The organism is Synechococcus sp. R50.1 (assembly GCF_047462115.1).
In the GTDB taxonomy this organism is placed as follows: Bacteria; Cyanobacteriota; Cyanobacteriia; order Thermostichales; family Thermostichaceae; genus Thermostichus.
Map to the genome: position 1 here is coordinate 94,910 of NZ_JANSIN010000003.1, position 20,589 is coordinate 115,498.

The 20,589-nt window shown below is 59.1% G+C and carries 18 protein-coding genes; 9 read left to right on the forward strand and 9 right to left on the reverse strand.

What is annotated here, in order from left to right; translation table 11 throughout:
• Positions 1-121 precede the first annotated feature (121 nt).
• From NW870_RS01815 to NW870_RS01825, 3 genes are all read left to right on the forward strand, one after another.
• A complete protein-coding gene (locus NW870_RS01815) occupies positions 122-2,005 on the forward strand; it encodes a DNA-directed RNA polymerase subunit gamma (protein WP_414373598.1) in 1,884 nt (627 codons plus the stop codon).
• Between the two features lie 63 nt (positions 2,006-2,068).
• Positions 2,069-5,983 (forward strand): DNA-directed RNA polymerase subunit beta', encoded by a 3,915-nt coding sequence (locus NW870_RS01820; protein WP_414373601.1) that lies wholly within the window; start codon positions 2,069-2,071, stop codon positions 5,981-5,983.
• Complete coding sequence (locus NW870_RS01825) at positions 5,964-6,686, forward strand: uracil-DNA glycosylase (RefSeq protein WP_414373603.1); 723 nt, start codon at positions 5,964-5,966, stop codon at positions 6,684-6,686. Before NW870_RS01820 ends, NW870_RS01825 begins: the two co-directional genes overlap by 20 nt.
• Here the strand turns inward: NW870_RS01825 and tenA are convergent.
• The 3 genes from tenA to NW870_RS01840 all read right to left on the reverse strand — a co-directional run bounded on the left by tenA (position 6,683) and on the right by NW870_RS01840 (position 9,531).
• Positions 6,683-7,342, reverse strand: coding sequence for a thiaminase II (tenA, locus tag NW870_RS01830; protein WP_011434003.1), 660 nt, complete (start codon positions 7,340-7,342; stop codon positions 6,683-6,685). The two genes, NW870_RS01825 and tenA, sit on opposite strands and share 4 nt — an antisense overlap.
• Positions 7,343-7,663: 321 nt before the next feature.
• Positions 7,664-8,689 carry a long-chain acyl-[acyl-carrier-protein] reductase gene (locus tag NW870_RS01835; RefSeq protein ID WP_011434004.1) on the reverse strand — a complete coding sequence of 342 codons (1,026 nt, stop codon included), beginning with the start codon at positions 8,687-8,689 and terminating at the stop codon, positions 7,664-7,666.
• Positions 8,690-8,799: 110 nt separating this feature from the next.
• Positions 8,800-9,531, reverse strand: coding sequence for an aldehyde oxygenase (deformylating) (locus NW870_RS01840; RefSeq protein WP_414373617.1), 732 nt, complete (start codon positions 9,529-9,531; stop codon positions 8,800-8,802).
• A gap of 194 nt (positions 9,532-9,725) precedes the next feature.
• On the opposite strand from NW870_RS01840, the gene NW870_RS01845 reads away from it, so the two are divergent.
• Positions 9,726-10,034 carry a hypothetical protein gene (locus tag NW870_RS01845; RefSeq protein WP_414330858.1) on the forward strand — a complete coding sequence of 103 codons (309 nt, stop codon included), beginning with the start codon at positions 9,726-9,728 and terminating at the stop codon, positions 10,032-10,034.
• A gap of 14 nt (positions 10,035-10,048) precedes the next feature.
• Here NW870_RS01845 and NW870_RS01850 read toward each other — a convergent pair whose 3' ends face one another.
• Complete coding sequence (locus tag NW870_RS01850; RefSeq protein ID WP_414373605.1) at positions 10,049-10,543, reverse strand: pentapeptide repeat-containing protein; 495 nt, start codon at positions 10,541-10,543, stop codon at positions 10,049-10,051.
• Between the two features lie 100 nt (positions 10,544-10,643).
• Here NW870_RS01850 and NW870_RS01855 point away from each other — a divergent pair, with 100 nt between their 5' ends.
• The 4 genes from NW870_RS01855 to NW870_RS01870 all read left to right on the forward strand — a co-directional run bounded on the left by NW870_RS01855 (position 10,644) and on the right by NW870_RS01870 (position 13,851).
• Positions 10,644-10,952: a gas vesicle protein GvpV gene (locus tag NW870_RS01855; protein WP_238376787.1), complete on the forward strand. Its 309-nt coding sequence runs from the start codon at positions 10,644-10,646 to the stop codon at positions 10,950-10,952.
• Positions 10,953-11,138: 186 nt separating this feature from the next.
• Entirely contained in the window at positions 11,139-12,170 is a 1,032-nt protein-coding gene (locus NW870_RS01860) for an ABC transporter substrate-binding protein (RefSeq protein WP_414356725.1), read from the forward strand.
• A 46-nt stretch (positions 12,171-12,216) separates the two neighbouring features.
• Positions 12,217-13,053, forward strand: coding sequence for an ABC transporter permease (locus NW870_RS01865; protein ID WP_414343731.1), 837 nt, complete (start codon positions 12,217-12,219; stop codon positions 13,051-13,053).
• Positions 13,054-13,062: 9 nt separating this feature from the next.
• Positions 13,063-13,851: an ABC transporter ATP-binding protein gene (locus NW870_RS01870; RefSeq protein WP_414356724.1), complete on the forward strand. Its 789-nt coding sequence runs from the start codon at positions 13,063-13,065 to the stop codon at positions 13,849-13,851.
• On the opposite strand, the gene purU is transcribed toward NW870_RS01870, so the two are convergent.
• The 3 genes from purU to NW870_RS01885 all read right to left on the reverse strand — a co-directional run bounded on the left by purU (position 13,852) and on the right by NW870_RS01885 (position 15,352).
• Positions 13,852-14,700 (reverse strand): formyltetrahydrofolate deformylase, encoded by an 849-nt coding sequence (gene purU, locus NW870_RS01875; RefSeq protein WP_414356723.1) that lies wholly within the window; start codon positions 14,698-14,700, stop codon positions 13,852-13,854.
• 64 nt (positions 14,701-14,764) lie between these two features.
• On the reverse strand, positions 14,765-14,995 hold the full coding sequence (locus NW870_RS01880) for a hypothetical protein (RefSeq protein WP_414356722.1): 231 nt from the start codon (positions 14,993-14,995) through the stop codon (positions 14,765-14,767).
• Positions 14,996-15,028: 33 nt separating this feature from the next.
• Positions 15,029-15,352 carry a TatA/E family twin arginine-targeting protein translocase gene (locus tag NW870_RS01885; protein WP_414356721.1) on the reverse strand — a complete coding sequence of 108 codons (324 nt, stop codon included), beginning with the start codon at positions 15,350-15,352 and terminating at the stop codon, positions 15,029-15,031.
• 215 nt (positions 15,353-15,567) lie between these two features.
• On the opposite strand from NW870_RS01885, the gene secA reads away from it, so the two are divergent.
• On the forward strand, positions 15,568-18,441 hold the full coding sequence (secA, locus tag NW870_RS01890; RefSeq protein WP_414373607.1) for a preprotein translocase subunit SecA: 2,874 nt from the start codon (positions 15,568-15,570) through the stop codon (positions 18,439-18,441).
• 16 nt (positions 18,442-18,457) lie between these two features.
• On the opposite strand, the gene NW870_RS01895 is transcribed toward secA, so the two are convergent.
• Both NW870_RS01895 and NW870_RS01900 read right to left on the reverse strand, forming a co-directional pair.
• Positions 18,458-19,378, reverse strand: coding sequence for a TIGR01777 family oxidoreductase (locus NW870_RS01895; RefSeq protein WP_414373609.1), 921 nt, complete (start codon positions 19,376-19,378; stop codon positions 18,458-18,460).
• Positions 19,379-19,607: 229 nt separating this feature from the next.
• Positions 19,608-20,589 (reverse strand): RNA-guided endonuclease InsQ/TnpB family protein (locus NW870_RS01900; RefSeq protein ID WP_414373611.1); only part of this gene is annotated, 982 nt, incomplete at its 5' end.

Sequence of the window (20,589 nt, forward strand, 5' to 3'; positions counted from 1 at the left end):
AGAGGGCTCCGTGCCGCTGACGCGAACGCGACGGGGATCCCATTCAGCCCGCGAAGGAGGGCGGGGTTTGCCTTTCCTTTGGGTTTAGGTGCCAGGGCAGCAAGTCAGGAGGAGAATGGCGATGGCCAAAACAGAGCAACGCTTTGACTACGTCAAAATTGGCTTGGCTTCTCCAGAGCGGATCATGGAGTGGGGCCAGCGCACCCTGCCCAATGGTCAAGTGGTGGGGGAAGTCACCAAGCCTGAGACCATCAATTACCGCACCCTCAAGCCGGAGATGGATGGTCTCTTTTGCGAGCGCATCTTTGGGCCGGCCAAAGACTGGGAATGCCACTGCGGTAAGTACAAGCGAGTACGGCATCGGGGGATCGTCTGCGAGCGCTGTGGGGTGGAGGTGACCGAGTCGCGGGTGCGCCGCCACCGCATGGGCTACATCAAGTTGGCCGCTCCGGTCACCCACGTTTGGTATTTGAAAGGGATCCCCAGCCACATTGCCACGCTGTTGGACATGCCGCTGCGGGATGTGGAGCAAGTGGTGTACTTCAACGCCTACGTAGTGGTGGATCCGGGCAATGCCCAGAATCTCTCTTACAAGCAACTGTTGACGGAGGATCAATTCCTCGAGATCGAAGATCAGATGTACGAGGAGGGATCCGAACTGCAACTGCCGGAGAACTGGGCGATGATCGGGGCGGAGGCCATCGAGCGCCTGCTCAAGGATATCGACCTGGAAAAAGAGGCGGAGCAACTGCGGGAGGAGATCACCACTGCTCGCGGCCAAAAGCGGGCACGCCTGATCAAGCGGCTGCGGGTGATCGACAACTTCATTGCCACCGGATCCCGTCCGGAGTGGATGGTGTTGCGGGTGCTGCCGGTGATCCCGCCGGATTTGCGCCCCATGGTGCAGTTGGATGGGGGCCGCTTTGCCACCAGCGACCTCAACGATCTCTACCGTCGTGTGATCAACCGCAACAACCGTCTGGCCCGGCTGCAGGAGATCATGGCGCCGGAGATCATTGTGCGCAACGAAAAGCGCATGCTCCAGGAGGCGGTGGACGCGCTGATCGACAACGGTCGGCGGGGGCGCGTAGTGGCGGGGGCCAACAACCGTCCCCTCAAGTCCCTCTCCGACATCATCGAGGGCAAACAGGGGCGCTTCCGGCAAAACCTGTTGGGCAAACGGGTGGACTACTCCGGACGTTCGGTGATCGTGGTGGGGCCCAGCCTGCGCATGCACCAGTGCGGCCTGCCCAAAGAGATGGCCATCGAGCTGTTCCAGCCCTTTGTCATCCACAAATTGATCAAGCGGGGCATCGTCAACAACATCAAGGCCGCCAAAAAGCTGATCCAAAGCAACGACCCGCAGGTTTGGGATGTGCTGGAGGACGTGATCGACGGCCACCCGGTTTTGCTCAACCGCGCTCCCACGCTGCACCGCCTGGGGATCCAAGCCTTTGAACCGATCCTGGTGGAGGGAAGGGCGATTCAACTTCACCCCTTGGTCTGCCCTGCTTTCAACGCCGACTTCGACGGCGACCAGATGGCGGTGCATGTGCCCCTGTCGTTGGAAGCCCAGGCGGAAGCGCGCCTGCTGATGCTGGCCACCAACAACATCCTCTCCCCGGCCACCGGCGCTCCCATCATCACCCCCAGCCAAGATATGGTGTTGGGGTGCTACTACCTGACGGCGGACAACCCCCACGCGCCAGATATTGGCGATCGCTTCTTCGCCAGCTTGGAAGATGCTCTCATCGCCTACGACCGCGGCGCCATCGGCCTGCACAGCAAGGTCTGGGTGCGCTACCACGGCCCGATGGAGTTGGGCAAGGGCGAAAAAGAGTCCGAGCCGCAAATCATCGAAGAACCGGGCGGCATTCGCCTCAAGATCACCAACTACCGCCGTATCCGCGAAGATCAAAACGGCAACGTGATCAGCCAGTACATTCGCACCACGCCGGGCCGGATCATTTTTAACAAGACCGTGCAAGATATTTTGTCTGCGTAGTTCATCCTCTGCCGTAGGACGGCTCTTCTCTCCCCTCTCTCCTCTTCTCTCTAGCGAGGCATCATGAGCGAAAAAGGACGATTTTCCGCTGGCCTGGCGCGGCAGGCTGCCGACGGTAACAAAGCCGACACCCCCTTGCCCCCTGTGCCCTTTCGCAACTATCAAATTGGCAAAAAAGAGCTGCGTAACCTGATTGCCTGGTCTTTTGCCCGCTACGGCACAGCCCGCACCGCTCAGATGGCGGATGCTCTGAAGACCCTGGGCTTCAAATACGCCACCCAGGCAGCCGTCTCCATCAGCGTCGAAGATCTGCGCGTTCCCCCCAGCAAGCGGCAGTTGTTGGCGCAAGCGGAAGCCGAGATCGAGGCGGCCACCGAGCGCTATACCCGTGGAGAAATCACAGAGGTGGAGCGCTACCAAAAGGTGATCGACACCTGGAACCAGATCAACGACCAGATCAAGGAGGAGATGCTCAGCAACTTCCGGCAGAACGATCCCCTTAACTCCGTCTACATGATGGCCAACTCGGGGGCGAGGGGGAATGTCTCCCAGGTACGGCAGTTGGTGGGCATGCGCGGCCTGATGGCCAACCCCCAGGGGGAGATCATCGATTTGCCCATCAAAACCAATTTCCGCGAGGGCCTGACCGTTACCGAGTACATCATCTCTTCCTATGGGGCCCGCAAGGGTTTAGTGGATACGGCTCTGCGCACCGCCGACTCCGGCTACCTCACCCGCCGTTTGGTGGACGTGTCTCAGGATGTGATCGTGCGGGAATCCGACTGCGGCACTGAGCAGGGCATTCTCCTGGAATACCTGATGGATGGGGACAAGGTGGTGGTGTCTTTGGAGGAGCGCTTGGTGGGCCGAGTGCTGGCGCGCGACGTGGTGCACCCAGAAACCCAGGTGGTGCTTGCCCGTCGCAACCAAGAGGTGGATCACGACCTGGCCAAGACGATTGTGGAGGCCGGCATCCGGCAGGTGATGGTGCGTTCTCCCCTCACCTGTGAGGCCAACCGCTCCGTGTGCCGGATGTGCTACGGCTGGAGCTTGGCCCATTCCCGCTTGGTGGATCTGGGGGAAGCGGTCGGGATCATCGCCGCCCAATCGATTGGGGAGCCGGGCACCCAGTTGACCATGCGCACCTTCCACACGGGAGGCGTGTTTACAGGGGAGGTGGCCCGCCAAATTCGCGCCCCCTTTGCGGGTATGGTGCGGTTCCCGAAAAATCTGCGCACCCGCCCCTTCCGTACCCGCCACGGCGACGATGCTCTACAAGTGGAGGTAAACAACCAAATCATCTTGGAAGGCCCAAACGGTCAACGGGAGTCCTTCGACATGACTCAGGGATCCACCCTGCTGGTGCGGGACGGAGCCCAGGTGCAGCGGGATCAGTTGATTGCAGAGGTGTCCCTGGCCAAGGCCAGCCGTAAGAGCACCGAGAAAGCCCAGAAAGAGGTGGTGGCCGACCTGGCCGGAGAAATTCGCTTTGCCGATCTGCCCATCGAGGAGAAGACTGACCGCCAGGGTAACACCACCTACACTGCCCAGCGGCAGGGATTGATCTGGGTGATGTCTGGACAGGTGTACAACCTGCCTCCGGGGGCCGAGCCGGTGGTGAAAAACGGGGATCGGGTGCAGGCGGGGGATGTGATCGCCGAAACCTCGCTGGTGACGGAGCATGGCGGCATTGTGCGGCTACCGGAGCGCAGCGACACCAGAAGTGGGCGCGAGGTGGAGATCATCAACGCTTCGGTGGTGTTGCGGGAAGCACGGGTACGGGTGGAATCCCACCAGGGGCGGGAACAATTTTTGCTGGACACTTCCAGTGGGCAGACCTTTGTTCTCAAGGCTACTCCGGGCACCAAAGTGGGCAACGATGAGGTGGTGGCGGAGCTGATCGACAACCACTTCCGCAGTCAGACAGGAGGCTTGGTGAAGTTCGCCGGCATTGAGGTGGCACGGCGCGGCAAGGCCAAGCAAGGTTACGAAGTCATCCAGGGCGGCACCCTGCTGTGGATCCCGGAAGAGACCCACGAGGTGAACAAGGACATCTCCCTGCTGAACGTGGACGACGGCCAGTATGTGGAAGCGGGCACCGAGGTAGTGAAAGACATCTTTTGCCAGAATGCCGGTGTTGTCGAAGTCATCCAGAAGAACGACATTCTGCGGGAGATTGTCATCAAGCCGGGATCCCTGCATCTGGTGGACAACCCCGCCGACTTGGAAGTGAAAAGTGGCACCCTAATCCAGCCAGGGCAACCGGTGCTCAGCAGCATCGTTCCCGACCGACTGGTCTACCTGGAACACGTGGAAACTCCCGAAGGCCCAGGCTTGCTGCTGCGTCCGGTGCAGGAGTACGAGATCCCCGACCGGCCCTTGGTGCCCACTCAAGAGTCCACCAGCGAGTCCGGTCGCTCCATTCGTCTGCGGGCGGTGCAGCGGGTTCCCTTCAAAGATGGGGAGCGGGTGAAGTCGGTAGGCCCTGTAGAGCTCCTGCGCACCCAACTGGTGCTGGAAATCGATACCGACGCCCCACAACTGAAGGCCGATATCGAGCTGATCCAAGATGAGAAGGATCCAGATATTCGCCGCCTGCAACTGGTGATTCTGGAAACCCTGTTGCTGCGCCGCGACGTGGAAGCGGATCTGACGCAGGGGAGTACCCACACGCGGCTGTTGGTGAAGGAAGGAGACTCCATCGCCAGCGGAGATGTTATCGCCCGCACCGAAATCCAAGCCAAAAAGGCCGGGATCGTCCAAGGGATCCGCGAGGGAGCGGAGGTGGTACGGCGGGTGCTGGTGATTACCGACGACGATCTGGTGCAGGTGCCCCTGACGGGCCCAGCCAATGTGGAAGTGGGGGCGCTGGTGCGGGCTGGGGACGAGCTTGCTCCCGGGATCCCTTCTCCACAGTCGGGACAGGTAATGCAGATAACGGACGGCCAAGTGGTGTTGCGGATAGCGCGGCCCTACTTGGTTTCTGCGGGTGCCATTCTGCAGGTACGAGATGGCGATCTGGTGCAGCGGGGGGATTCCCTGGCCCTCCTGGTGTTTGAGCGGGCCAAGACGGGGGACATCATCCAGGGTCTGCCGCGGATTGAGGAGCTGCTGGAGGCCCGCAAGCCCAAGGAAATGTGTGTTCTGGCCAAGCGGCCCGGCACCGTTCAACTGAGCTGGCGGGGAGAAGAGCCAGATCTCAAGGTCATCGAAGCCGATGGCACGGTTAGAGACTATCCTGTGCTGCCGGGGCAGAGCTTGATCGTGGTAGATGGACAGCCGGTGGGGGTGGGGGATCCCCTAACCGATGGCCCTGCCAACCCCCACGACCTCTTGGAGATCTACTACGAGTACCATCGCCAAACCTTGGGAGATGACCAAGCCGCACGGTTGGCTCTGCGGGAGGTGCAGCGCTTCTTTGTCAACGAAGTGCAGAACGTCTACCGCTCCCAGGGGGTGGAGATCTCCGACAAACACATCGAGATCGTGGTGCGCCAGATGACCTCCAAGGTGCGGGTGGATGATGGTGGCGACACCATCCTGTTGCCGGGGGAGCTGGTGGAGTTGCGGGAAATCCAGCAGATCAATGCCACCATGGCCATTACCGGAGGGGCGCCGGCCAAATATACGCCCGTCCTGCTGGGGATCACCAAGGCCAGCTTGAACACTGACAGCTTCATCTCGGCGGCCAGCTTCCAGGAAACCACCCGCGTGCTGACTGAGGCGGCCATCGAGGGCAAATCCGACTGGCTGCGCGGGTTGAAAGAAAACGTGATCATCGGGCGCTTGATCCCGGCAGGCACGGGCTTCACCACCTACGAGGAGATTGCCGCCGAGCCGGAGCCTGACGAAGAGGAGGAAGAGCCTGCGGTGTTGCCGGAGCTGCCGCCTCGTTTGATCTTGGAAGATGATCAATTGATCGACGATTCCACCCCTGCCTTCGACGAGCTAGAGGAGGATGACGACGAGGAGGAGTGAGGCGCTGGGGATCCAGGATTGGGCCACTTTGCAAACTGAAATCGTCAGTTGCTGCCGCTGTCCCCGCTTGGTGGCTTGGCGAGAGTCAGTCGCCCTTCAGAAGGTGGCCCGTTTTCGGGAGCAGTCCTACTGGGGCAAGCCCGTTCCGGGATTTGGGGATCCGCAGGCGCGGCTGTGGGTGATCGGGTTGGCGCCGGCAGCCCATGGGGGCAACCGCACCGGGCGGGTGTTTACCGGGGATCCCAGCGGGGACTGGCTGTTTCGCGCCCTGTACCGAGCCGGGTTTGCCAATCAGCCCACCTCTACCCACCGAGAGGATGGCCTGCAATTGCAGGATTGCTACATCTCGGCAGTGGTGCGCTGTGTGCCCCCGGAGAACCGCCCCACCGCCATAGAAGCCAAGACCTGCCTGGGCTACCTGAAGCAAGAGCTGGAGCTGCTAACCCAGGTGCGAGTGATCCTGACGTTGGGGCATTTTGCCTTCCAACACGCTCTGATGCTCTTGTCGCCTCTCAGGCCCCGCCCCCGCTTTGGCCACAACTGCGTTATTCCCCTGGCAGAGGGTCGCTATTTGCTGGCGTCTTACCATCCCAGCCGGCGCAACACCGCCACACGGCTGCTGACGGAGCCGATGTTGGATGCCGTTTTCGCGCAAGCCCAGCAGTTGCTGTCTGGTAAGCCAGCCCGACCGGCTGAGGATTAGGCGGGTTGCCAAGATTCGAGGCGATAGGCACTGTCCCAAAACAGCCATTCCAACCGGGAGGCAGTGACAAAAGCTGCCCTCATCTTTTCCCGCAGCGGTTCTGTAGCCTGCTGAGCGACGGAGTCGGTGATGTCCAAAGCCTGCTGCACCACTTGGGCAAATTCTTCCCCGGCGTAGGTGTCGATCCACTGTTGGTAGGGATTGTCAGGCTGCGCGGTGCGATAGATGGCGGATCCCACCTCTCGGTAGATCCAAAAGCAGGGCAGCACAGCGGCAATGGCCACCTCATAGGGATCCACAGCCGCCGCAGCCAACAAAAAACGGGTATAGGCGAAGCAGGCAGGGGCATAGGCTGTTTCGGGTTGAATGTCGTAGAGGCGAAAATAGCTTTCGTGCAGGCTGCGTTCGGCCACAATGGCTCCCAGGGCAAAGTTCAAGAAACTCACCACCTGCTCAGCCCCTTCGGAACGAGCTCCAATCAAGGCCAGGGCGCGGGCAAAGTCGGTGAGATAAAGAGCATCCTGCTGCAAGTAAAACTGGAACCGCTGCCGCGATAGGCTGCCCGCTGCCAACTCTCGGTTGAAGGGGTGATCGAGGATTTGCTTGTAGATGGGCTGAATGGCTTGCCAAAGGTGGGCTGTAAAGGACTGGGGCATGGCGACCGTCTCTCGGCGTTTGGTCTTCAGCTAGAAATTGCAGGAGCCCCGCACTGTACCTATAAAGTCAGTGTTGGGAGGAATGCTATAATAATACTGCGGGCACCAGAAACGGTTTTTTTTAAGGCACTGGTAACGGTCGATTGGGGGTGCAGTAAACCACCCCAGAGGCTCGTGGTTGGCTTGCTAACTGCAGGGCTACTAAAAGCCCGCTCCGTACCGCCTAGCGGTTGGTGTCGGGTAGTTTACTCGATTGGTGATTGACCTGACCAGGGCCAGCACCTCTGCTGGGGCTGAGGCTTTCTTCATTTTGAATCTCAATTAGGCTTCGGGCATGAGGGGGCGGAACCCATGCTTGCGAGAAAGCTGCCCGATCAGATCCAATTTCTCAAGGGTGATCAAATTACGGCCCCAACTGAAATTGGTGTACAGCCCCTCAAACTCCAGCAGCATGGATTCAGCAAAGCAGGCAAAAAGCTGACGGGCCGGGTTGGCCACATTCAAAAACTGCATGATGTTCCATTCAATATCCAAAGAGTGCTCCACCATCCCCCCGTCAATGACGTAGAGTCCCTTTCGCTGCAAGCTGGAGGCGATGTTCTTTGGGTAGCCACCGTCGATGATGACACAGGGATCCGGCAAAACTTGGGGATCGAGGGCCATGCCTTGGCTCATGCTGGCCACCCAAACGATAAAGTCAGCGCGGGGCAGGGCCTCTTCCAGCGAAGAGATCTCCCCCTGCTTGAGCTTGGCCTGCAATTCCTCCAGACGCCGTCGCTCTCGGGCGATGAGCAACAATTTGCCCAAGTGAGTGTGGGCCACCAACCATTGACAAATGGCGCTGCCGATATCTCCGGTCGCCCCCACCACCGCAACCGTAGCGGCTGCCAAGTCCATGGCGTAGCGCTGGGCCGCCAACTGCAGTTGCTGGCAGATGATGTAGGCCGTGTGGGTATTGCCGGTGGTAAAGCGTTGGATCTCCAAGTCAATGTTGCGGACTCGCCGGAGACTGTCGAGGCGAAAAGTCTCAAAAATGATGCTGCTAAATCCCCCCAAAGCAGTAATGTTCAAGCCGCGCCGCTGGGCTAGGGCCATGGCATTCAACACTTTCCGACAAGCTGCCTTCACCCGTCCCCCCGCCAACATCTCCGGCAAGAAACAGGATTCGACGTACTGCCCATAAATCTTTTGGCCGGTGATGCTGGTTACCGTGATCTCGTCCACCACCTGAGGGGGAGCCATGCACCAGAACTCCAGGTCGCTCTCCGCATATTCGGAATAACCCAGCTTGTCTGCCACCCGCTTCGCATGGGCCAGGCTGGTCAAGTGCCCAATCAGGCCGAACATAGAGATTTACCCGCTTGGATAACTGATGGATCCCATCAAAACATGTCCATACCCGCCTGTAGCCAGCCTAGAACTGCAGTCCGCCGGCAGAGGATGAATGCTGAGGTGGGTCATGCTGCCCGCAAACCCTGGGCTGAGAGGCGCATCACCTCGCGGGTGCTGAAGCCGATGTTGGCCAGCGCCTCTCCATAGGCAATCATAAAATCCTCGACGATGGCCTCGCGATCCATATAGATGGCTTCTACATCCTGGTCCACCTGCTGCAGCATCTGCCAGACCAAGGGCAGGTTCTGGGCGTTGGCCGCTTCGATCTGCCCTTTGACCTCGCCAAAATGCTCCCCTAGCCAGCGCTCTCCAAAATTGAGGTGCAGATATTCATCCTTGACCACCCCCTCGGTGATCTTGCGGGCAAACTCATCGGCGACGGGGATGTAGATGTTGTAGGCGGCAATGGCAAAGCATTCGATGATCAGGGACTGAATGACCAAGCAGGCAACCAGATCTCCGGCTGCTGCCGCCTTTTGGAAGTTGTGGCGCAAAGGGGCGAAGAAAGCGCGGGCAAACTCCCCATCCGGCTCTACCTGCAGGTTTTTGCCGCAGGATTGAAAGCCTTTCATGTGCCGCAATTCCATTTTGGCCAGCTTGCGCAGCTCCTCTGCCCCTTCCGGCATCATTTCGGCCAGCTTGAGGTAGTTGTCGTGGGCTTCTTGTTCCCCTTCGATCACAATGCCGTTGATGCGAGAGTAGGCCTGCCGGTAAACCGCGCTGCCGTAGTCCAGGGTGGTGCCACCCTCATTGGCCAAAGGCTGGGGGGTATTGGGCAGGACGTTCGCTGGGGCCATACTCATGCATCTCCTCTCGGTGTTGTTTGGGTGTTGTTGATTGTCTATGCTGACTCGACAATCGCCTCGATTGCGGCTAGATCGCTCTTTTAACCAGAATAGCTGTAGCTGCCGCAGAATTGGCGGGATTCCTTTTGCGGAATGATAGGGGTCTGCTAGGGTGAGGGTTCGAGTGCCGTTGTGGAGCCTGCTGTATGTCTGCTCTTGGGGATGGCCTGAACCAACTGCGCCAGTTGCTGGTGGAGCTGGAGGAACGATCCCTCGATCAGCCGATTGGCAGTGCCGAGGAGGTGTTGCAGGCCATTGAGCTAGCCACGGCTTTTGAGCTGTTTGAGGCGGAGAGCAGCGGTTTGCTGCTGCAGATTGTGGCCAATCTCTGGGATCGGGTACGGCAGCAGGATTTGTCTCCAGGGGAGATTCAGACGGTATCGGAGAAGTTGCGGGCGGTGGGCTATACCGATGCCGAAATTCAGGAGATCCTGGACTTGGAGCCGGAGGACTAGCCCCATTTCCCCCTCTAGGCTTGAACCATGCCCAGCTCCACCGGTGTAACACCCGCTTCCATCTGAGTGGTGGCGTCGTAGCAAGCCCCTCGCAGGTTGGCCAGCTTGAGTTTGCACTGGGCAAGAAGGGCTCCTCTCAAGTTGGCCCCGGTGAGATTGGCCCCTGCCAGGTCCGCTTGGCTGAGATCGGCTTCGCTCAAGTCCGCTTCGGCCAGGTTGGCCCCACGCAAGTTGGCTCCTTGCAATCGGGATCCCTGCAGCTTGGCTTTCTCTAGGTTGGCCAGCCGCAGGTTGGATCCCTGCAGATCCGCTTGGCTGAGGTCGGCGCCGCTCAGGTAGGCCCGCTCCAGGTTGGCAGAAGCCAGCTTTGCCTGCTGGAGAATGGATCCCCCCAAGTCGATCCCGGCCAAGTCGGCCCCGGCCAGATCAGCTCCGGCCAGTTGGCTGTTGCTGAAGTCCCGCTCACCGCTGCCGTAGCGTTGCAACAGGTCTGCTCCAGTTTCCACCATCGCTGTTTTCCACACCGGACGAATGGATCCTACCTAGGAATAGAAGGGCCGCCAAGAGCACGCTAGGATAGGCGCAAGCCGTTTTCCGGGATCCCCCCTTATGAGCTTGCCCCGTGTGCCCCGAACTCGACCTCGCCCCAAGCTGCGCTCGATCCCTCGCCGCCAAACCGAATCCGCCCTCTATGCCGAAATGCAGCAGCTCACTGTCGAAAAGCAGCGGCTCAACCAAGAGCTAGAGTTTATTCGAGAGCGGCAAGGGCAAATCCACGCGCGACTTCAGGAAATCGAGCAGGCCATGCAACACCTTCAGCAGGAGGCAAAAGCCTTTCGGGATCCCGCTCCTGCCTCTGAACCCGCCCAGCTCAGATCTCGCCCTTCCCGCTTCCCACCCATGACCTTTGAGTACTGAGGGATCCCCTTGGTTAAGTCCCATCACTCTGGAAGATCGGAAAATCCAAAGCCAACCCAAGCAACAAGTTGGGGGATTTTGTAGCCAAATTAACTATTTGCTGCTCGTCTCAAGCCGACCCTAGAATCCAGGCCAGCGAACAGCCATTCTCAAGCTGGCTGCACAGTTACTTAAACTTCCAGGCTTATGACTTCTTCTCCACAGATCTCGCGTCGCCGCCGGTTTTTGTCCTGGGTGCTGGGGTTGTTGCCCACCCTTTTGCTGGGAAGCTCCTCTCCCGCTCTGGCCCGACCCCCCATTCAGATGGGCTACAGCAATTGGGCAGGTTGGTGGCCGTGGGCCATTGGAGAAGAAGAGGGCATTTTCAAGAAAAATGGGGCCAACGTGCAGTTGCGCTGGTTCGATGGCTACATTGAGTCGATGGAAGCCTTTGCCGCCGGACAACTGGATGCCAATACCCAAACCCTGAACGATACGCTCTCCTTCGCGCCGAAATCTGTGAATGGTCAGGTGGTGGTGCTGGTCAACGACAACTCGGCAGGCAACGACAAGATCATCGTCCGGGAAGGGATCAACACCATTGCCGACCTAGTGGGTAAGCGGGTGGCTGTGGAAGAAGGCGTGGTGGGTGACTTTCTGCTGACGCTGGGGCTGGAGCGGGAGGGATTTTCCCGCGACGATGTGATCATTGTGCCCTTGGAAACCGGAGCCGCCGCCGCTGCTTTTGCTGCCGGTCAGGTGGATGCGGTGGGAGCCTTTCCGCCCTTTTGGTTGACAGCCCTGGAGCGCCCTGGAAGCAAGGAGCTGTTCTCTTCGGCGGAGTTCCCAGGGGCCATTCCCGATTTGTTGGTGGTCAGCCAAAAATTGATTGACGAGCAGCCGGATCAGGTGCAGGCTTTGGTGAATAGCTGGTTCGATATTCTGAAGTTCATGGAGGAGAACCCGCAGCGAGCCGACGAAATCATGGCCAGACGTGCCGGTGTCACCCCAGAGGAGCTGCAACTGTTCAAAGATGGCATTCGTTTCTTCACCATAGAAGACAACCTAAAAGCCTTCAGCCCCGGCGAGGGAATGCAGCACATGCCCTATGCGGCCAGACAAATGGTGGACTTCATGGTGAGAGTGGGCTTCATCTCGGAGGGGCCCAAGGATCTGGAGACATTGTTCGATGACCGCTTCGTTCGCGCCTATGCCGAGTCGGTGGGTGTTAGACGGTGAGAGATATCCGGGATCCCTTCATGGGCCACCAGTGAGGTAAGGTACGATGCTGACTGCTCCGGCTGAATCGCCTCCACCCACCCGCCCCAGTCTGCCCCCGACGGTGTTTTGGCGCATTGCCGAAGAGATCCCGCGCCCCTTGGCCTTGCTGCTGACGGCGCTATCGGTGCTGGTGCCTTTCGGCTTGTGGTGGGGCCTATCGGTCTCGGGGTGGGTACCGCCGCGTTTTTTGCCTTCTCCCCCTTCGGTATGGGCGGCCCTGCTGCGCCTGTGGCGAGACGGCCTGCTGTGGAAGGATACCTTGGCCAGCTTCAGTCGGGTTAGCAGCGGTTTTCTGTTGGCAGCAGTGGTGGCGACCCCCATCGGCATTGCCATGGGCACCTTCGCCAGCATCCGCGCCTTGATCGAGCCGATTAGCGGCATCTTTCGCTACATGCCCGCTCCTGCCTTCACCCCGCTGTTGATTATTTACTTGGGTTTGGATGAGGCCCCCAAGATCGGGTTAATTTTCATCGGCACCGTTTTCTTCAACATGCTGATGATCATGGATGCGGTGAAGTTCATTCCCAAAGAGCTGATCGAGGCCACCTACACCTTGGGGGGGCGGCGCTGGCAGGTGTTGCTGCAGGTGATCACTCCATACATCACCCCGAACATTCTCGACACCTTCCGCGTCAACATGGCTGCCTCTTGGAACTTGGTGGTGGTGGCAGAATTGGTGGCCGCCAATGAGGGTTTGGGTAGGCGGATCCAGCTAGCCCAGCGCTTCTTTAGAACCGACGAGATTTTTGCGTGCTTGATTGTGTTGGGGCTGATCGGCTTTCTGCTGGATTGGCTGCTGCGACGCTTGGTACGTTTGACCTGTCGTTGGGCCTTTTTATGAGGTGGTGTCGTGCATTTGGAAGTGGTCGGCCTGAGCAAATCCTTCCCCACCCGTCGTGGACCTATCTTGGCTCTGGATGGGGTGAATTTGCATGTGGAGTCGGGGGAGTTTGTCTGTGTGGTGGGGGCTTCCGGCTCTGGTAAAACCACCCTACTGCGCCTGATTGCCGGGTTGGAGCAGCCTAGCCGAGGATCCATCAGCGTCGATGGGGAGCCGGTGATTGGGCCGGGAGCGGATCGGGGAGTCGTGTTCCAGTCCTACACCCTCTACCCCTGGATGACCGTGGCGGAGAACGTCGGCTTTGGCCTGAAATTGCAGGGGGTAAAACGGCAGGAAAGGGAAGCCCGTGTGGATTATTTTCTGGAGATCGTCGGCCTGGAGCGTTTTGCCAAGGCTCTGCCCAAGCAGCTTTCGGGCGGTATGCAGCAGCGGGTGGCGATTGCGCGAGCTCTGGCGGCCCAACCGAAGATTTTGCTGATGGATGAGCCTTTTGGCGCTTTGGATGTGCAAACCAAGGAGACCATGCAGGAGTTTTTGCTGGATCTCTGGCAGCGCACGCGCACTTCAATCCTGATGATCACCCACGATGTGGAAGAAGCCGTCTTTTTGGCCCAGCGCATCTATGTACTCACGTCCCATCCTGGGCGGGTGAAACGGGAGATCCGAGTTGATTTCCCCAGCCGGCGCGACTACAGCCTCAAGCGCACTTCTTCTTTTCAGGAGGTGAAGGACGAGATCTTGGCTCTCCTGCGAGAACAGAAAGGGATCCCGTTGAGCAACGCTGCGCCCGCAGGCTGATCAGGCAAACACCACCGTCTTGTTGTGGTATACCAGCACCCGATTCTCCAGGTGATACCGCACTGCCCGTGCCAGGACTAGGCGTTCCATGTCGCGGCCTTTGCGGACGAGGTCGGCAACGGTATCGCGGTGGCTGACCCGCACCACATCCTGCTCGATGATCGGCCCTTCGTCCAGGTCTTCGGTGGCATAGTGGGCGGTGGCGCCGATGATTTTCACTCCCCGTTGATGGGCGCGGTGGTAGGGGTTGGCTCCGGCAAAGGCGGGCAGGGTGGAATGGTGAATGTTGATGACCGGCGGGGCTTGGCGGAGCAGCGACCCACTCAAGATCTGCATGTACTTGGCCAACACCACCAGGTCAATTCGATATTCCTGCAGGAGAGCGAGCTGACGGGCTTCGGCTGCGGCTTTGCCCTCTGGAGAAACGGGGATGTGGTAGTAATCGATACCGAAGGAGCGGGCCACCGATTCCAGGTCGGGGTGATTGCTGATGATCAAGGGGATCTCGGCGGGCAGTTCTCCCGCCCTTTGCCGCCAGATCAGATCCAAAAGGCAGTGGCTTTGCTTGCTGGCCCACAACGCAATGCGACGGCGAGTGTCGGAAAAATGCAGTTCCCAGTTGGCTTGGATCCCACGGGCAATGCCTGAAAAGGCGGGGACAATTTCCCCTCGCTCCAGTTGGAAGCCCTGCAAGTCCCACTCGATGCGGCTCAAGAACAGTCCTGCTTCGGGATCCGTATGGTGATCGGCGTGAATGATGTTGCCGCCGTAGCTGTAGATGAAGCTGGAGAGCTTGGCTACCAACCCTTTTTGATCGGGGCAAGATACCAACAGGGTGGCACTGGGCATAGGTGGACAAAAAGCCTCAACCTTCTTACCGTAGGGCTGGGTTTTACTGCGGAGCAAGCCGTTTTCAATCTACCCGGTTGATCGCTTCCAACAGCCAGGAATCCACCGGCTGGCCATCCCAACGCTTTAGGTCGATGCGAATCCACATCGCCGCAGAAGAGCCGGCAGGGGGCAGTTCCTGGTGAAACGAGATCTCATAGTCGGACGGGTTCTGACCATGTTGCCGCAGCCAGGTCTCCACCTTGGCAGGAGCGAAGTAGGACTGCCCTTGCTCGAACAAGCGCGTAATTTCCATGCCGAAGCAAAGGGGGTTAAAGCGGGGCATAGACTAAGCAGCGTCTGCGGTTTGAGCGTCGTCGGCTACGGATGGGACGGGATCCGTCTCTGGGGGGGGCGTATCGGCAACTGACTCGGTGACTGCTGTTCGGGAAACCTTGGGAGGGGCGGCAGCCGTTGTCCCGCGGGTGGCTTTTTCCAGCTCTTGGGCCTCTTTGTTCAGTTGCGCCTCGAACTCTTTGGAAGCGTCCTGCAGGCTGCGCAGGGTTTTGGCCAGCGTGCGACCGATCTCCGGCAGTTTGCGGGGCCCGAAAACCAGAAGAGCCACCGCAAAGATAACCAACATTTCCGGCAGTCCAACACCCAAAAAATTCATGAGCTTTGCAGAGTACGGTTTGCTCGGGATCCCTTCCCTAGACTGACATTTTCTCGCCGCGGACTGCAAGTAACTGCCGGCTCTCCTCATCTATCCGATGGCTCTGGTGTTTTGCTCTCAGCTCATCCAGGCCAACCTCTCCCTGGCCGGCCAAGTCAAAATGGTAGAATTGCATCGTTAATCAATCAATGTCCTTCATTGGCCTAGGCTTGCCCATGCTCCAAACCCTACAAAAGCTCCTTGGGGATCCCAACGATCGGAAGATCCGGCAGTACCGTCCTGTCGTCAAGCTGATCAACTCGCTGGAGATCGAGATCGCCTCTCTTTCGGATGCGGAGCTCAAGGCCAAGACCACGGAGTTTCGCCAGCGCTTAGACAGAGGAGAATCTCTGGATGATCTCTTGCCGGAGGCATTTGCCGTGGTGCGGGAGGCTGCCAAGCGGGTCTTGAACTTGCGCCATTACGACGTACAGCTCATCGGCGGCATGGTGCTGCACGAAGGCCAGATTGCCGAAATGAAAACCGGTGAAGGGAAAACCCTGGTCGCCACCCTGCCCGCCTATCTCAACGGTCTCACCGGGAAAGGGGTTCACATTGTTACCGTCAACGGCTACTTGGCCCGTCGGGACTCGGAGTGGATGGGACAAGTGCATCGTTTCTTGGGCCTGACGGTTGGTCTGGTGCAAGAGGGCATGTCGCCCGAAGAAAAGCGCCGCAGCTATAACTGCGACATCACCTATTGCACCAACAGCGAGCTGGGCTTCGACTACCTGCGGGACAACATGGCCACCGACATCAAAGAGGTGATGCAACGGCCCTTTAACTACTGCATCATCGACGAGGTGGACTCGATCCTGATTGATGAAGCCCGTACTCCCCTGATCATCTCCGGCCAAGTGGCTCGTCCTTCCGAAAAATATCTGCGGGCAGCCCAGGTGGCGCGGGAGCTGATCCGGGATGAACACTATGAGGTGGATGAAAAAGCCCGCAACGTCATCCTTACCGACGAGGGGTTTGAAGCCGCCGAGCGGTTGCTGGGAGTCTCTGACCTGTTTGATCCCAAGGATCCCTGGGCGCACTTTGTCTTCAACGCCGTGAAGGCCAAAGAGCTCTTCATCAAGGATGTCCACTACATCGTCCGCAACCAAGAGGTGGTGATCGTGGACGAGTTCACCGGGCGGGTGCTCCCCGGTCGTCGCTGGTCCGATGGGCTGCACCAGGCAGTGGAGGCCAAGGAGGGGGTGCCGATTCAAAGCGAGAGCCAAACCCTGGCCACCATCACCTACCAAAACCTTTTTCTGCTTTATCCCAAGCTCTCTGGCATGACGGGCACGGCCCGCACCGAGGAGGCCGAGTTCGGCAAAACCTACAACCTAGAAGTCACGGTGATCCCCACCAACCGACCCATCCGCCGCAAAGATGCCCCCGACTTGGTGTACAAGACCGAAAGGGGCAAGTGGCAGGCGGTTGCCGAGGAAATTGCCCAGATGCATGAGCGGGGGCGACCGGTACTGGTGGGGACAACCAGCGTGGAGAAATCCGAGCGCCTCTCGGCCATGCTCAAGGAAATGGGGATCCCTCACAACCTCCTCAACGCCAAGCCGGAAAACGTGGAGCGGGAGGCGGAGATCATTGCCCAGGCGGGGCGAAAAGGTGCCGTAACCATTGCTACCAACATGGCCGGGCGAGGCACGGACATCATCCTGGGAGGCAATGCGGAGTACATGGCTCGCCTCAAGCTGCGGGAACGGTTGATGCCCAAGCTGGCCCAATTGGACGCCGACAACCCCTTGGGATCCGTTCAGATGCTAGGACGGGGAGGCGGCCAAGGATTTGGTGGGACAACACCCAAGCCGAAAAAATCCTGGACGGTGGTCTCCCCCAATTTTTACCCCTGTGAGCTGTCGGCCCGCACCAGCCAAGCCTTGGACGAAGTGGTGGCGGCAGCGGTGACCAAGTACGGGTTGAACCGTCTGCCGGAGCTGGTGGTGGAAGATCTTATTGCGGTGGCGTCGGAGAAAGCGCCGGTGCAGGATCCGCTGATTTTGCAACTGCGGGAGGTTTACAACAGCATCAAAGCCGAGTACGAAAAAATTACCGAGGCCGAGCACGAAGAGGTGGTGAGGCTGGGGGGCCTGCACGTGATCGGTACGGAGCGCCATGAATCCCGCCGCATCGACAACCAGTTGCGGGGCCGTGCCGGGCGGCAAGGGGATCCCGGCTCTTCGCGGTTTTTCCTCAGCTTGGAAGACAACCTGCTCAAGATTTTCGGTGGCGACCGGGTAGCCAAGCTCATGGACATGTTCCGGGTGGAAGAGGACATGCCCATTGAGCACCCGTTGCTCAGCAGCAGCCTGGAGAACGCGCAGAGAAAAGTGGAAGTGTACTACTTCGACATGCGCAAGCAGGTGTTCGAGTATGACGAGGTGATGAACAACCAGCGGCGGGCCATCTACTCGGAGCGGCGGCGCATCTTGGAGGGGGAGAACCTCAAGACCAAGATCCTCGACTACGTGCGCAAAACCGTCGGCGAGATTGTGCGGGCTCATGTCAACCCGGAGCTGCCCCCGGAAGAGTGGGAAATCGACAAGCTGACTGCCAAGATGCAGGAGTTTGTGCCGCTCTTGAAGCAGAACCTCAAGGTTGAGGATCTGCGGGATCTCTCCTACGAGCAGATCTTGGACTACCTGATCAAGCAGGCAGAGCTGGCCTATGAGGCCAAAGAGGCTTTTCTGGATACCTTTGAGCCCGGTTTGATGCGCAAGGCAGAGCGCTTTTTCCTGTTGCAACAGGTGGACACCCTCTGGCGGGAACACCTGCAGCAGATGGAGGCGCTGCGGGAAGCTGTGGGCCTGCGAGGCTACGGTCAGAAGGATCCCCTGATCGAGTACAAGAACGAGGGCTACGAGCTGTTCCTGGAGATGATGGACAACATCCGCCGCAACACGGTGTACAACCTATTCATCTTTACTCCCCAAATTGTGCAAGTGCCCCAGGCATCGCGACCGGCTCCGGCACCCACTGCGGCTGCCAGCCCTGATCCCAGCTCTGCTTCAGGGGTGGTGGAAGCCGATTTCACGGAAGAATAATTGGCGTAGAGAGAAGTCAGCGGGGGAGGAGGATCTGTCGTAATGCCTCTTTCAGTTGTGGGTACTGGAAGGTAAAGCCCATCTGCAAAGCCGCTTGCGGGATCACTTTCTGCCCCGTCAAAACCACTTGAGCTGCCTCGCCCAACAGCAGTTCCAACGCCAGCTCCGGCACAGGCAACCAAGAGGGGCGACCCAAGACCTGGCCTAAGGTTCGGCAAAACTCTTCCATCTGCACCGGGTTGGGAGCGGTGGCGTTGAACACTCCGGATCCCTGCTCCAGCAGGAAGCAGACCAAGCTCACCCAATCCTCGCGGTGGATCCAAGACAGCCATTGTTTGCCGGAGCCGATCGTTCCGCCGATAAAGAACTGAAAGGGGGCCAGCATCTGCCCCAGCGCTCCTCCATCCGGCCCCAACACAATCCCCGTGCGCAGGATGGCCAAACGGATCCCCAATTCCTCAACCGGCCGGGCGGCAGCTTCCCAAGCTTGACAGACTTCTGCCAGAAAATCTTGGGCCGGGGGATCCGTCTCCGTCAGGGGATCCCCTTCTGGATGGGATCCGTAGTAACCCACCGCCGAGCTGCTGATCATCACCTGGGGCTTTTGGTTGAGGGAGGCGAGGGCTTGGACAAGGGCCTGGGTGGTTTCCACACGGCTACGACGGATTTCTTTTTTCTTGGTCTCTGTCCAGCGAGAAGAAGCCAAAGGCTCTCCGGCCAAGTTGACAATCCCCTCGTACCCTTCCAGGGCGGCTGCCCAGGCTTGCGGTTGGTAGGGATCGTAGGGCAGCAGCTTGAGGTTGGGGGATTCCCCCAAAATGCGGCGGGCCTGCTCCAGGCGGCGGGTCAAGACCAAAACCTGATCCCCTTGCTCCAGCAGACGGGCCACCAAGCGACGCCCGATAAAACCACTTCCACCCGTGATGACAATGCGCATGATGTGGATCCGACTTGCATCTGCACAAGCCCTGTGCCGCCCTTGTCCTTTGAACGGTGCAGAGCCTTTCCGCTATTCGAACCTCTAGCCTAGCGCGTTTCCTGCCCCGCGTTGGCCATTGCCTGGGATCCCGCCATCCGTTTGCTGAGCTTGGCGAAGTGGCAGAGCCCAAGAAAGCCCAAGAATAAAAATGTTTTGCGGCAAAGCGTAAACTACCCGACTCCGACCGCTAAGCGGTACGGAGCGGGCTTTCAGCAGCCCTGAGCCTGCTTTGCTCTACCAGAGAACAAAACAGGCCCGAACCTCTAGGCTGGTTTACGACAGCCCCCAAAAGCGCAATCACATTCGCACCATTAAAGTCCGCATCCCCTTCCCATCCACAGTGTCCACACTTGAACGACTTACCACTGCGGTAGGATTGCGCAGGGTCGGGATGGATGTGCAGGCACTTGTGGCAGGTCTGGCTGGTGTAGGCGGGCGGCACCAGCACCACAGTCACCCCCGCAACTCTCGCCTTGTATTCCAGAAACTGCCTCAGTTGGTAGAACGCCCAACTGTTGGCCCGCCTACGCTCTGTCTTGCTGCGTGGCTGTTGATTGACCCTTTCCCGGATCCCCGTCAGGTCTTCCAGAGCGATAGCGCTGTTGGTAGCTTTTGCCCTAGAGACAACGGCTTTGGAGATGCGATGATTGACCCACGTTTGAAAGCGTCTCTCCTTGCCAGACAGCCGTTGCAGCAGTTGACGGCATCTGCGCCGCGAACTGCGTGTGCCCTTACTGGCTTTGCGTTGGAGTGCCGCCCTCAATCGGGAGTAGTGGTCTCGAACTCGGCTCAACTGCTGTCCATTCCAGTTGTCCCCTTCTGAGGTATGAGCGATATCCGTCCTTCCAAAGTCCACCCCGATCACCTTGTCGGCATCTTGTTGCTTGGGTGGCTTCTCCTCTACGCAAATCTGGATGTAATAGGAGCCGTCCTCCCGCTTGACCAGGGTGGCGGCTTTGGGGTTGGAACCAGCCAGTATTCCACGCTGGTAGTTGCCAATGGCCAGTCCAAAGCGCTCTCGCCCTTCCACCGTGGTCAGCGACACCGTCCAGTCTTTCTCGCGGAACGAGAAGATACGTGCGTCGTAGGTAACGAACCTACGCTTGAACTCTTTAACTGGACGGTTGTGCTGTCTCGCCACTTTGCGAGCGCCTGCCACCCGTCTGCAG

Bases quoted from the DNA above. Each gene is read 5' to 3' on its own strand.
- secA (WP_414373607.1), top strand. From the start codon at position 15,568: ATGCTCCAAACCCTACAAAAGCTCCTTGGGGATCCCAACGATCGGAAG.
- NW870_RS01885 (WP_414356721.1), bottom strand. From the start codon at position 15,352: ATGAATTTTTTGGGTGTTGGACTGCCGGAAATGTTGGTTATCTTTGCG.
- NW870_RS01840 (WP_414373617.1), bottom strand. From the start codon at position 9,531: ATGGCCCCAGCGAACGTCCTGCCCAATACCCCCCAGCCTTTGGCCAAT.
- NW870_RS01895 (WP_414373609.1), bottom strand. From the start codon at position 19,378: ATGCGCATTGTCATCACGGGTGGAAGTGGTTTTATCGGGCGTCGCTTG.
- NW870_RS01815 (WP_414373598.1), top strand. From the start codon at position 122: ATGGCCAAAACAGAGCAACGCTTTGACTACGTCAAAATTGGCTTGGCT.
- NW870_RS01850 (WP_414373605.1), bottom strand. From the start codon at position 10,543: ATGGTGGAAACTGGAGCAGACCTGTTGCAACGCTACGGCAGCGGTGAG.
- NW870_RS01820 (WP_414373601.1), top strand. From the start codon at position 2,069: ATGAGCGAAAAAGGACGATTTTCCGCTGGCCTGGCGCGGCAGGCTGCC.
- NW870_RS01880 (WP_414356722.1), bottom strand. From the start codon at position 14,995: ATGGAAATTACGCGCTTGTTCGAGCAAGGGCAGTCCTACTTCGCTCCT.
- NW870_RS01835 (WP_011434004.1), bottom strand. From the start codon at position 8,689: ATGTTCGGCCTGATTGGGCACTTGACCAGCCTGGCCCATGCGAAGCGG.
- NW870_RS01865 (WP_414343731.1), top strand. From the start codon at position 12,217: ATGCTGACTGCTCCGGCTGAATCGCCTCCACCCACCCGCCCCAGTCTG.
- purU (WP_414356723.1), bottom strand. From the start codon at position 14,700: ATGCCCAGTGCCACCCTGTTGGTATCTTGCCCCGATCAAAAAGGGTTG.
- NW870_RS01825 (WP_414373603.1), top strand. From the start codon at position 5,964: ATGACGACGAGGAGGAGTGAGGCGCTGGGGATCCAGGATTGGGCCACT.
- NW870_RS01860 (WP_414356725.1), top strand. From the start codon at position 11,139: ATGACTTCTTCTCCACAGATCTCGCGTCGCCGCCGGTTTTTGTCCTGG.
- NW870_RS01855 (WP_238376787.1), top strand. From the start codon at position 10,644: ATGAGCTTGCCCCGTGTGCCCCGAACTCGACCTCGCCCCAAGCTGCGC.
- tenA (WP_011434003.1), bottom strand. From the start codon at position 7,342: ATGCCCCAGTCCTTTACAGCCCACCTTTGGCAAGCCATTCAGCCCATC.
- NW870_RS01845 (WP_414330858.1), top strand. From the start codon at position 9,726: ATGTCTGCTCTTGGGGATGGCCTGAACCAACTGCGCCAGTTGCTGGTG.